General features: G+C 58.0%; 7 protein-coding genes. All 7 read left to right on the plus strand.

Annotated features, from left to right (window positions below; all coding sequences use genetic code 11):
* Window positions 1-11 precede the first annotated feature (11 nt).
* The 7 genes from pilQ to kdsA all read left to right on the plus strand — a co-directional run bounded on the left by pilQ (window position 12) and on the right by kdsA (window position 12,949).
* Window positions 12-2,054, plus strand: coding sequence for a type IV pilus secretin PilQ (pilQ, locus tag LG300_RS02695; RefSeq protein WP_404376889.1), 2,043 nt, complete (start codon window positions 12-14; stop codon window positions 2,052-2,054).
* On the plus strand, window positions 2,054-2,620 hold the full coding sequence (gene aroK / locus LG300_RS02700; protein WP_404376890.1) for a shikimate kinase AroK: 567 nt from the start codon (window positions 2,054-2,056) through the stop codon (window positions 2,618-2,620). The genes pilQ and aroK overlap by 1 nt, the downstream gene beginning before the upstream one ends.
* The gene (aroB, locus tag LG300_RS02705; protein ID WP_404376891.1) at window positions 2,617-3,735 is read left to right on the plus strand and encodes a 3-dehydroquinate synthase; all 1,119 of its coding nucleotides are present in this window, start codon (window positions 2,617-2,619) and stop codon (window positions 3,733-3,735) included. The genes aroK and aroB overlap by 4 nt, the downstream gene beginning before the upstream one ends.
* Window positions 3,736-4,179: 444 nt before the next feature.
* The gene (gene gltB / locus LG300_RS02710; RefSeq protein WP_404376892.1) at window positions 4,180-8,622 is read left to right on the plus strand and encodes a glutamate synthase large subunit; all 4,443 of its coding nucleotides are present in this window, start codon (window positions 4,180-4,182) and stop codon (window positions 8,620-8,622) included.
* A gap of 32 nt (window positions 8,623-8,654) precedes the next feature.
* On the plus strand, window positions 8,655-10,073 hold the full coding sequence (locus LG300_RS02715; RefSeq protein ID WP_062362444.1) for an FAD-dependent oxidoreductase: 1,419 nt from the start codon (window positions 8,655-8,657) through the stop codon (window positions 10,071-10,073).
* Between the two features lie 334 nt (window positions 10,074-10,407).
* On the plus strand, window positions 10,408-12,063 hold the full coding sequence (locus tag LG300_RS02720) for a CTP synthase (RefSeq protein ID WP_404376893.1): 1,656 nt from the start codon (window positions 10,408-10,410) through the stop codon (window positions 12,061-12,063).
* Between the two features lie 10 nt (window positions 12,064-12,073).
* Window positions 12,074-12,949 (plus strand): 3-deoxy-8-phosphooctulonate synthase, encoded by an 876-nt coding sequence (kdsA, locus tag LG300_RS02725; RefSeq protein ID WP_404376894.1) that lies wholly within the window; start codon window positions 12,074-12,076, stop codon window positions 12,947-12,949.
* Window positions 12,950-13,002: the final 53 nt, after the last annotated feature.

The following is a 13,002-nucleotide window of genomic DNA, read 5'->3' on the forward strand; positions in this document are numbered from 1 at the left end:
GATAACACGCTATGGCCGTTATGCTTCGTCGAATTACGCTGTCACTGCTAGCCTTAATGCCCACTTTTGCCCTGGGTTCGGTGCTAACGGATCTTGATGTGCGTCAGACCAGTCGCGGCGAAGTAGAGTTGGTGCTGCAGTTCAGTGGTGGTGTTGCCGAGCTACGCGGCTATCGGCTAAATACCCCACCGCGCTTAGCGCTGGATCTGGCGGGTGCTCAAAGCAGCCTGCCCCAGCGGCGCATTAACGTGGATAGCGCAGGCGTTGAGCGTATTACGGCATTAGAGGGGAATAACCGTACACGGCTAGTGGTCGACCTTAGCGAGCCGCTGGAGTACACCTCCCGGGTAGAGGGAGATCAACTGCGCATTACGCTAAGCCCTGAAAGTGCGGATTCCACGGATGTCCTCTCCGCCGTGGGGATAGGCAGCGGCCTAGAAACAGCTTTAGGGCCCCAGGTAACGGATATTGATTTTCGGCGTGGCGCTGATGGTGCGGGACGTTTGCTGGTCTCTTTTGATCGTGAAGGGGTGGTGACACAGGTACGAGAAGGGGGCGATGGTCGTGTGATTGCTGAGCTAAGCAATGTAGATATTCCCGACTCGCTTAACCAAATTTACGACGTTACCGATTTTGCTACTCCCATTACCCGCATTACCCCCCGCACTGGCCAGAGGGACACCCTACTGGAGCTGCAAACCAGCGGCCCTTACGCGATGATCTCATCGCAAAGCGGGCGAACGCTTACTGTGGAAGTACAGCCTGTGAGCCAAGCCTCCCAGCAAAATCGGGAGCAGCAGGGGGAGAGCTATACGGGAGAGCGTTTAAGCCTCAACTTCCAAGATATTGAAGTGCGTGCGGTACTGGCCACGCTTGCCGAGTTTACTGGACTCAACCTTGTCGCCAGCGATAGCGTGACAGGGCGCGTGACGCTCAATCTTAACGATGTACCCTGGGACCAAGCACTGGCGCTAATTTTGCAGAGCCAGGGGCTATCCAGCCGGGAACAGGGCAATGTGATTGTGGTAGCACCGGCCAATGAACTGGCGGAGATCGAGCGTCAGGAGATCGAAGCCCGCAACCAGCAACAAACCCTGGCGCCACTGGTCACCGAGTTTGTCGAAGTGAAATACGCCCGAGCCGAAGATCTTGCTCAACTGCTGCGCGGAGGCGACGGTTTTGGGCTACTCACCGAGCGTGGACGGGTGAGTATTGATCAGCGCACTAACACGCTGCTTATCCAAGACACTCCTGATCAGGTGCGTGATATTGTGCGCACCCTAGACCGTCTGGATGTGGCTGTGCGTCAAGTACAAATCGAAGCACGCATTGTGATTGCCCGAGACACCGCCTCCCGAGAGTTAGGTGTAAATTGGAGTGTCGATAGTACCCGAGGCTTTGAGAACGAAGGTGGCACCTTCTCCCGACGCGATATTAACCCCAACGGGATTAACCGTGCCCAGGGCGGGTTGGCGGTGGATTTAGGCTCGTCGGCAGCCGCCAATACTGGTTTCAGCTTTGGCTATCTCTCAGGAGATATTCTGCTGGACCTTGAGCTGCGTGCCCTAGAAAGCGAAGGCAAAAGCCAGACGATCTCCCAGCCCCGGGTGATTACCGCCAACCAACGCACCGCAACGATTCGCCAGGGTGAGGAGCGGGCGTTCCAGAGTGTGGATGCCGAGGGCAACCCGGATACCGAGTTTAAAGAGGCGGAACTCTCCCTGGAGGTAACGCCACAAATTACCCCGGATAACCGCATCATTATGGATTTGGTGATCAAGAACGATAGCTTCCGCGAGAGCGAGTTCGGCGGCGAGCCGCCCATTGATACTAACCAGATTGAAACCCAGGTGCTGGTGGATAATGGTCAAACGGTGGTGTTAGGCGGTATTTTGACGACGGAGCAGCTGAGCCAAATGGCAAAGACACCGCTGTTGGGTGACCTTCCGTTACTGGGTCGGCTGTTTCGCTATACCGAAGAGAGCAATGAAAAAGTAGAGTTACTGGTCTTTATTACTCCCCGATTACTTGATGATGGTTTGGCGGTTCGCTAATGCAGGATTTACCCAATCTCTTTTTAATTGGCCCCATGGGGGCTGGCAAAAGCACGATAGGCCGCCTGCTGGCGGCGGAGCTATCGCGCCCGTTTTACGATAGCGATCACGCCATACAAGACCGCTGCGGTGCCGATATTCCCTGGATTTTTGATGTGGAAGGGGAACCCGGTTTTCGTCAACGGGAAACCCAAATGATAGATGAGCTGACGCAGCTTTCAGACGTAGTCGTCGCCACCGGCGGCGGCGCGGTATTGCGTGAAGAGAACCGCCGCGTGCTGCGTGAGCGGGGAACGGTCGTCTACCTGATGACCACTGTTGAGCAGCAGCTAAAACGTACCGCCAAAGACCGCAACCGCCCGCTGTTGCAGTGCGCTAACCGTGAGCAGGTGCTTAACGATATGTTTGCCACCCGTGACCCGCTCTACCGCGCTACCTCTGATATCACGGTACGCACGGATCGGCGCAGCCCCCGGGCCGTGGTTAACGAAATATTGCGCCGTGTACATCGTCTGGTCGACCCGTTGGAAGCCGCAGGCACACAGCATAAAAAGGTATCTCCATGACAGAGCTAGCCCATGAACGCACGCTAACCGTTGAGCTAGGCGAGCGCAGCTACCCGATCCATATTGGCGTTGGGCTATTAAGCCGCCCAGAGAGTTTCGTGCCCTATCTGGCGGGCAGCCAGGTGATGATAGTGACCAACGAGACCGTTGCCCCCCACTACCTAGATACGCTGTGTGCAAGCCTGCCCGATACGCTAGATGTACGAACGGTGGTGCTCCCTGATGGTGAGCAGTACAAAACCATCGAACAGGTAGGGCGCATTTGGGATGCGCTATTGGAAGCGGGCTTTAACCGTCGCTGTACGCTGATCGCCCTCGGTGGTGGGGTGATTGGCGATATGGTGGGCTATGCTGCTGCCTCCTATCAGCGTGGTGTGGCCTTTATCCAGGTGCCCACAACGCTACTTTCCCAAGTGGACTCATCCGTAGGTGGCAAAACCGGCGTGAACCACCCGCTGGGCAAAAACATGATTGGTGCGTTCTGGCAGCCGAAAGCGGTGGTAGTGGATATCGCTAGCCTCACGACGCTGCCGGGGCGCGAGCTGTCGGCGGGCTTGGCCGAAGTGGTTAAGTATGGCTTTATCCGGGATGCCGATTTCCTAGCTTGGCTAGAAGAGAATATGGCAGCGCTGCGCCGCGTTGAGCCGACGGTGGTGGCGGAAGCCATTGCCAAAAGTTGCCAAATCAAAGCCGACATCGTGGCCGAGGATGAAACCGAGCAGGGCGTTCGTGCGCTGCTAAACCTCGGGCATACCTTTGGCCACGCCATCGAAGCGCATCAAGGTTACGGCAACTGGCTCCACGGTGAGGCCGTCGGGGCGGGAATGGCGATGGCAGCGACGCTATCTCACCAGCTTGGCTGGATCAGCAGTAATGCGTTAGCGCGGGCTAAAGCAGTGATCAAGAGCGCTGGCCTACCGCTGGTTGCGCCAACGGGTATGTCGTCAGATGACTTCTTGGTGCGTATGCGGCTGGATAAGAAGAATATCGATGCTCGCCTGCGTCTGGTGCTATTAAACGCCTTGGGCGATGCCTGCGTGAGTGATGCCACGCCTGCCGAAACGCTTCGCCAGCTACTCGATAGCTACCCGCGCGGCCAAGGTGTAGTTGGTTAAGCCGCTCTCTCCCCTGAAGCCCGCCTTTTTATCGGCGGGTTTTTTTATGTGCGTTGGCAGGAAAACGGCCAGGAATGGAAATGAATCCGTATGCCTTATGCGCTATCGGCATGGGGGTTTTTAGCCTAGCTAGACTAAAGTCTAGTTATCGTTTTTGTGCGTTAAAATATCGTTTTCTTTTGTTGCAAGTGCTTGAGCTACAACCTTTTTTTTGTTGAATGAGAATGCAAATACGGGATTTCGAAAGGGTTTTGAAGCGTTGGCGCGCGTCGGATGATTGCGCTACGCGGTAGCAAATCGCTATGCTGAGCGGCCATTTTCTTGCAGCAGCGAATGCGGAAAACACCCTATTTTAGGCGGGTAATAAGAGCCATAAAAAAAGAAAAACCCGAAAGTATACCATAAAAACGCTGCTAACAAAATACGCTGACTAGAGGCACGCCCATGAATAGAGGTCTTCACCAGCCAGGCGAGTTTCGCGATAACTGTGGCTTCGGTCTTATTGCCCATATGGAAGGGCAAGCCAGCCACGACTTGCTAAAAACGGCTATTGAATCACTTACCTGCATGACCCATCGCGGCGGTATTGCAGCGGACGGCAAAACCGGCGACGGTTGCGGCCTGCTGCTGAAAATGCCTACGCAATTCATGCGTGCTGCCGCAAAGGAAGCGCTAGACGTAGAGCTTGGCGAGCGCTTTGCCGTTGGCGCGGTTTTTCTGCCCAATGACGATGCGCGTGCCAATCGCGCTAAAGAAACCCTGGCGGGTGAACTGAGCGCACGCGGCCTTGACGTGCTGGGCTGGCGTATCGTGCCAACGGACTCAAGCGTCTGTGGCCCAATGGCGCTGGATTGCCTGCCGCGTATCGAACAGGTATTTGTTGCCCCCGGTAGCAGCGAAAGCTTCGATGTCGACCTGTTTATGGGCCGTCGCTATGCCGAGCAGGCGCTACGCAGCGATGAAGACTTCTACGTGGCTTCGCTCTCTACCGAAGTGGTCTCCTATAAGGGCTTGGTCATGCCGGAGGACTTACCGGCATTCTACAAAGACCTCAACGATCCGCGCCTGGAAACCGCCATCTGCGTTTTCCACCAGCGCTTCTCCACCAACACCGCGCCGCGCTGGCCGCTGGCGCAACCGTTCCGACTGCTGGCGCATAACGGTGAAATCAACACCATCGAGGCCAACCGCGGCTGGGCGAACTCGCGTAAAGCGAACTTCGTTAACGAGCGCCTGCCGGATATCGCCAAGCTGGACGAAATCGTTAACACTACCGGCTCCGACTCCTCCAGCATGGATAACATGTTGGAAGTGCTGCTGACCGGCGGTATGGAGCTGCACCGCGCCGTGCGTATGATGGTGCCGCCTGCCTGGCAAAACGTCGAGACCATGGACGCCGAGCTGCGCGCGTTCTATGAGTACAACTCCATGCACATGGAGCCATGGGACGGCCCCGCCGGCGTGGTCATGACCGACGGCCGCCAAGCGGTCTGTATGCTGGACCGTAACGGCCTGCGCCCGGCACGCTGGGTGATTACCAAGAACGGTTACATCACCCTGGCCTCTGAAATTGGTACTTACGGCTACAAGCCGGAAGATGTTGTTGCAAAAGGCCGCGTCGGCCCTGGCCAAATGCTCGCCGTGGACACTCAAACCGGCGAAGTGCTGCACACTCAGGATATTGATAACCGCCTGAAGTCTGCCTACCCCTACAAGCGTTGGCTGAAGCAGGAAGCGAACTATCTTGAGTCGGCGCTGACCGAGCTGGCGCGCTTCCAGACTATGGATACTGATGCGCTGAACGTGCAGCAGAAGATGTTCCAGGTAACGTTTGAAGAGCGCGACCAAGTGCTGCGCCCGCTGGCGGAAAGCGGCCAGGAAGCGGTGGGCTCCATGGGGGACGATACGCCCATGGCGGTACTGTCGAGCCGCCCGCGTTTGCTGACCGACTACTTCCGCCAGAAGTTTGCCCAGGTGACTAACCCACCAATCGACCCGTTGCGCGAAGCGATCGTGATGTCGTTGGAAACCTGCTGTGGGGCCGAGCTGAACGTGTTCAAAGCAACGCCCGAGCATGCTCATCGCCTGATCCTGACGACCCCGGTACTCTCGCCGCGTAAATTTACCGCGTTGGTGAACCAAGAGGATCCTGCCTTTGCCAGTCATACCCTGTCACTGGGCTACGACCCAGAGCAGAACAGCTTGCAGCAGGCGATCCAAGCGCTGTGTAAAGAAGCCGAAGCGCAGGTAAGGGCGGGGAAAGTCATTCTGGTACTGACCGATGCTGAGCTGCCTAAAGGGCAACTGCCTATTCAGGCGGCGCTTGCGGTAGGCGCGGTGCACTCCCACCTGGGCCGTTTAGCGCTGCGTCCGAACGCTAACATCGTGGTGGAAACCGGCTACGCCCGGGATGCTCACCAGATGGCCGTGCTGTTCGGCGTTGGTGCAACGGCTGTCTTCCCGTGGTTGGCGTACCAGGTAATGGCCGATATGCACCGTACCGGCGAGCTGACCGGCAACCCGGCGGACGCTCGCGAAAACTATCGCAAAGGCCTGCAGAAAGGGCTATTTAAGATTCTCTCGAAAATGGGGATCTCTACCCTGGCGTCCTACCGCGGCTCCATGCTGTTTGAAGCCGTTGGCCTGTCGGATGAGGTGATGGATACCTGCTTTGTGGGCATGGCCTCGCGTATTCAGGGCACCGGCTTTGCCGAGCTGCAGCTGCAGCAGGAGCTGCTGGCGAAAGAGGCTTGGATTGCCCGCAAAGGCATCTCTCAAGGCGGTATGCTGAAGTACGTGCATGGCCATGAGTACCATGCCTACAATCCGGACGTAGTGAAGGCACTCCAGGCAGCCGTGCAAGAGGGCAGCTACGCTAAGTGGAAGAAGTTTGCCCAGCTGGTGAACGAGCGCCCGGTGGCGACTATTCGTGACCTGCTGCAGCTCAAGCCTGCTGAGTCGCCGATTCCGCTGGAAGAGGTCGAACCCATTGAAGCGCTGATCCCGCGCTTTGACAGTGCAGGTATGTCGCTAGGCGCGCTCTCGCCCGAAGCCCACGAAGCGTTGGCCCAGGCCATGAACGAGGCAGGCGGTCGCTCCAACTCCGGTGAAGGCGGTGAAGACCCGGCGCGTTACGGCACCATTCGCAGCTCGAAAATCAAACAGATCGCCTCTGGCCGCTTCGGCGTCACCCCGGCGTATCTGGTCAATGCCGAAGTATTGCAGATCAAGGTAGCCCAGGGTGCGAAGCCCGGTGAAGGCGGCCAGCTACCGGGTGGCAAGGTCAACCAGCTGATTGCCCGTTTGCGCTACTCGGTACCCGGCGTTACGCTGATTTCACCGCCGCCGCACCACGATATCTACTCTATTGAAGACCTGGCGCAGCTGATCTTTGACCTCAAGCAGGTCAACCCAGAGGCACAGGTCTCGGTGAAACTGGTCTCCGAGCCAGGGATTGGCACTATCGCCACCGGTGTGGCCAAAGCCTATGCGGACTTGATTACCGTGTCTGGCTACGACGGCGGCACGGCGGCCAGCCCGTTAACCTCCATTAAGCACGCCGGTTCCCCTTGGGAGCTCGGCTTGCCCGAGGTGCACCAGGCGCTGCGTATCAACGGCCTGCGCGACAAAATCCGTCTGCAAACCGATGGTGGCTTGAAAACCGGGCTGGACGTGGTGAAAGCCGCGATCCTCGGCGCGGAGAGCTTTGGCTTCGGTACTGCGCCGATGGTGGCGCTGGGCTGTAAATACCTGCGTATTTGCCACCTGAACAACTGTGCCACCGGTGTTGCTACCCAGGATGACTTCCTGCGTGGCGAGCACTTCCGCGGCACCGTAGATATGGTGAAAAACTACTTCCGCTTTATTGCTGAAGAAGTGCGCGAGCTGATGGCCATGCTGGGCGTGCGTAAGCTCACCGACCTGATTGGCCGCACGGACCTGCTGGAAGTGCTGGAAGGCAACACGGCGTCGCAGCGTAAGCTGGACCTATCGCCGCTGCTGGCCAACGATTTCGTGCCTGCGGATGCACCGCAGTTCTGCGAAGTAAGCCGCAACGTGCCCCATGACCCGGGTGCCAAAAACCAAGAAGTGCTGGCGGCGCTAAAAGAGGCGATCGAAACCCAGTCTGGTGGCACGTTTGAGTTCACCATTACCAACTGCGACCGCAGTGTCGGTGCGCTCACCTCCGGCGCCATCGCCAAGCGTTACGGTGAAGAGGGCCTTGAGGCCGCACCGGTCACCGCGCGCTTTACCGGCGTGGCGGGCCAAAGCTTCGGCGTCTGGAACGCTCGCGGCCTGAACCTCTACCTGGAAGGCGATGCCAACGACTACGTCGGTAAAGGCATGAACGGCGGCAGCATCGTGATTGTGCCGCCCAAAGTCAGCCAGTTCGAGAGCCACAAGACGGCCATTATCGGCAACACCTGCCTCTATGGGGCAACGGGCGGCACGCTGTTTGCCGCCGGTACCGCAGGCGAGCGCTTTGCGGTGCGTAACTCCGGCGCGACGGCCGTGATCGAAGGCGCGGGCGACCACTGCTGTGAGTATATGACCGGTGGTTTGGTCTGCGTGCTGGGTGAAACCGGCGTTAACTTCGGGGCGGGCATGACCGGTGGCTTTGCCTACGTGCTCGATGAAGACCGGACTTTCGTGGACAAGTACAACCACGAGCTGGTCGAAATTCACCGGGTTAATACCGAAGCGATGGAAGCCTACCGTCGCCACCTGCGGGAAATGATCGAGGCCTACGTGGCCGCGACGGGTTCCGCACGCGGTGCGGCGATTCTGGAAGACTTTAGCGACTACGCGCGCCACTTTTGGCTGGTGAAGCCGAAAGCGGCCAGCCTGGGTAGTCTGCTGGATCAGTCTCGGCGTCAGCCGCAATAACCGTCAGCGCCTACGCTTCGAGGAGAGAGATCATGGCCAACCGTTTAAACAACGATTTTCAGTTTGTCGACGTGGGTCGTAAAGACCCACAGAAAAAACCGGCGCACACCCGGGCCAAAGAGTTCGCGGAAATTTACGAGCCGTTCAAGCCCACCGATGCTGCCAGCCAGGCGCACCGCTGCTTGCACTGCGGCAACCCCTACTGTGAGTGGAAGTGCCCGGTACACAACTACATTCCCAACTGGCTACAGCTAGTAGTGGAAGGCAACATTATTGAGGCCGCCGAGCTGTCTCACAAAACCAACTCGCTGCCGGAAGTGTGTGGCCGCGTGTGCCCCCAGGACCGTCTGTGTGAGGGCGACTGTACCCTGAACGACGGTTTTGGCGCGGTGACCATCGGCTCGGTAGAGAAATACATCACAGACACCGCCTTTGCCATGGGCTGGCGCCCAGATATGTCCAAGGTGGTGTGGACCGATAAGAAAGTCGCGATTGTCGGTGCAGGCCCTGCCGGCTTGGGCTGTGCCGATATTCTTGCGCGCAACGGCGTGAAGCCGGTGGTATTCGATAAGTACCCGGAAATTGGCGGCCTGCTGACCTTTGGCATCCCTGAGTTCAAGCTGGAAAAGAACGTTATGGAGCGCCGTCGTGCGGTATTCGAGGAGATGGGCGTTGAGTTCCGTCTGAATACCGAAATCGGTACTGATGTCGAGTTCGAGACGCTGCTGCAGGAGTACGACGCTGTGTTCCTGGGTATGGGTACTTACAAGTACATGCAGGGCGGCTTCCCCGGTGAAGACCTGCCCGGCGTATACAAGGCGCTGGACTTCCTGATTGCCAACGTCAACCGCCGTTTGGGCTTCGAGAAAGACCCGAACGACTTCATCTCTATGGAAGGCAAGCGCGTGGTGGTGCTGGGCGGTGGTGATACCGCGATGGACTGTAACCGCACCTCGATTCGTCAGCGCGCGGCCAGTGTGACCTGTGCTTACCGCCGTGATGAAGAGAACATGCCAGGCTCGCGCCGTGAAGTCGCCAACGCCCGTGAAGAGGGCGTCGAGTTCTTGTTCAACCGCCAGCCGGTGGCGGTAGTGGGCGAAGATAAGGTCGAAGGTGTGAAGGTAGTCCGCACGCGCCTGGGCGAGCCGGATGAGAACGGCCGTCGTCGCCCTGAAGTGGTGCCAGGGTCTGAAGAGATCATTGCGGCCGATGCGGTCGTGGTGGCCTTTGGTTTCCAGGCAAGCCCGGCACCGTGGTTCGATAGCGCCAATATCGATGTCAACGAATGGGACCTAGTCAAAGCGCCTGAGCATGGTCAGTACGCCTTCCAAACTAGCAATGAGAAAATTTTTGCCGGTGGCGATATGGTGCGCGGCTCCGATCTCGTGGTCACCGCCATTTATGAAGGGCGTCAGGCGGCCGAGGGCATTCTGGATTACCTAGGCGTGTAAAGTGTGTATGCCATGCCGAACAGCACCAGGGGTAGGTCGTAACGAGGGTCTTTTGTCATGGATGACAAAAGTAGCGCCCAGGGATGGGTTCACAGCGCCCTCGCGCAGACCTACCTCTGGGGCAACTGTGCATCGGCATCCTTTAGCCCGATAAATCGGCCTCCCACTGCTTATGTACAGCCAAGGGCTAGGGTGGGAGGCAGCTTTAGCTCGCGACCGAGAGCTGACGCTGTTTCAGTTCAAATTGAGCCTTAAGGCGTACTCTGCTATTCTGTCGTCCCATCCTGGTGTGGCTTTCTGCTACGCCCTTTGATCACGTTTCGACAGGTTTTCCATGACACGATATATCTTCGTGACCGGCGGCGTTGTGTCCTCTCTTGGTAAGGGCATCGCGTCGGCCTCGCTGGCGGCGATTCTCGAGGCCCGCGGCCTTAAGGTCACCATGCTCAAGCTCGACCCGTACATCAACGTGGACCCGGGCACCATGAGTCCCTTCCAGCACGGCGAGGTGTTTGTCACCGAGGATGGCGCCGAGACGGACTTGGACTTAGGTCACTATGAGCGCTTTATTCGCACCAAAATGACCCAGGGCAACAACTTCACCACCGGCCGCGTGTACGAACACGTGCTGCGCAAAGAGCGCCGTGGTGATTACCTGGGCGGCACCGTGCAGGTCATTCCTCACATCACTGATGAGATCAAGCAGCGCGTTTACGCTGGAGGCGAAGGCTTCGACGTGGCGCTGGTGGAGATTGGTGGTACGGTCGGCGATATTGAATCGCTGCCGTTCCTGGAGTCCATTCGTCAGATTCGCAGCGAGCTGGGCGCAAGCCGCGCCATTTACATGCACCTCACCCTGGTGCCGTACATCAAAACCGCTGGCGAAACCAAAACCAAGCCGACGCAGCACAGCGTGAAGGAGCTGCGCTCCATCGGTATCCAGCCGGATATCCTGATTTGCCGCAGCGAAGTGGAGCTTGAGGAGAGCGAGCGTCGTAAGATCGCGCTGTTTACCAACGTGGAAGAGCGTGCGGTGGTGCCGCTGCAAGATGCCGATACCATCTACCGCATTCCGCTGATGCTCCACGAGCATGGCCTGGACGATATCGTCTGCGACAAGCTGCGCCTGGAAGCTGAGCCTGCGGATCTATCGGAGTGGGTCAAGGTACTCGATGCCAAGCTGAACCCGCTGAAGTCCGTGAGCATCGCCATGGTTGGTAAGTACATGGAGCTGCTGGATGCCTACAAGTCGCTCAACGAAGCGCTGATCCATGCGGGTATCCAAGGCCGCATCAAGGTCAACGTGGACTACATCGACTCCGAAGACATCGAGCGTCACGGCACCGAGCGCCTGGCAGGCAAAGATGCCATTCTGGTGCCCGGCGGCTTTGGCGAGCGCGGCGTGGAAGGCAAGATCCTGACCGCCCAGTTTGCCCGTGAAAACAACATTCCCTACCTGGGTATCTGTTTAGGTATGCAGGTGGCGGTGATTGAGTTTGCGCGCAACGTGGCGGGCTGGAAGGATGCCAACTCTACCGAATTTACCCACGACACCAAGCATCCGGTGGTGGGCTTGATTACCGAGTGGATCAACGCTGAAGGCAAGATCGAGCTGCGCGATGCGGCCTCTGACCTAGGTGGCACTATGCGTCTAGGCGGCCAGGTTTGCCACTTGAAGCCAGGCAGCAAAGCCCGCGAGGCGTACGGTGCCGATGAGATCGTTGAGCGTCACCGCCACCGCTTCGAGGTCAACAACCAGTTCATCGATGATCTGGAAGCCGCTGGTTTGGTGATTTCGGGCAAGAGCGTCGACCAGTCGCTGGTCGAAGTCGTCGAGCTGGCGGATCACCCTTGGTACGTAGCGTGTCAGTTCCACCCGGAGTTCACGTCCACGCCCCGCGACGGTCATCCGCTCTTCTCGGGCTTCGTCAATGCCGCGCTAGAGCACAAAACGGCACGTACCCGTGCCCACGCCGCACCTCAGGAATAAAGGGGGAAGCATGTCTTCTCAATCCCGTTCTCAAGAGGGATCGCAAGAGCATCATATTAACGTTGCCGGCTTAACCGCCGGCAATTCTTTGCCGCTTATGCTGCTTGGTGGCATGAATGTGCTGGAGTCGGCGGAGCTGGCCGATGAAGTCGCACAGGCTTACGTTAATGTGACGCAAAAGCTGGGTATGCCTTACGTCTTTAAGGCCAGTTTCGATAAAGCGAACCGCAGCTCAATCCACTCCTACCGAGGTCCAGGGCTGGAAAAAGGCCTGCAAATTCTGGCCGATATCAAAGCCCGTCATAACGTGCCCATCATTACCGATGTGCACGAGCCGTGGCAGGCAGCGCCTGCGGCTGAAGTCGCCGATATCATCCAGCTACCGGCCTTTTTGGCTCGCCAAACCGATCTAGTGGTGGCGATGGCGAAAACCGGTGCGGCGATCAATATCAAAAAGCCGCAGTTTTTGGCCCCCCATGAAATGCGCCATATCCTCACCAAGTTTCAGGAAGCGGGTAACCACCGCCTGATGCTGTGCGAGCGGGGCACCAGTTTTGGCTATAACAATCTGGTGGTAGACATGCTGGGCTTTGGTGACATGAAGCAGACTGGCTACCCGGTGTTCTTCGACGTGACCCATTCCTTACAGCGCCCTGGTGGCCGTGCGGATAGTGCCGATGGCCGCCGTGCCCAAGTGGCGGAGCTTGCCCGTGCGGGCGTGGCGGTAGGGTTGGCAGGGCTGTTTCTGGAAGCCCACCCAGACCCCGATAATGCCAAGTGCGACGGCCCCTGTGCGCTGCCGCTGGATCAGTTGGAGCCGTTCTTAACCCAACTGTCGCAATTAGACACCCTGGTAAAAGGCTTTGAACCCTTAACCATCCGTTAATCGCGGCACTAAACCGTGGTATACATTGGACCTACCCTCTATTAGACCGACAA

This window comes from Vreelandella aquamarina, from assembly GCF_044805175.1.
GTDB classification, from domain to species: domain Bacteria; phylum Pseudomonadota; class Gammaproteobacteria; order Pseudomonadales; family Halomonadaceae; genus Vreelandella; species Vreelandella aquamarina_B.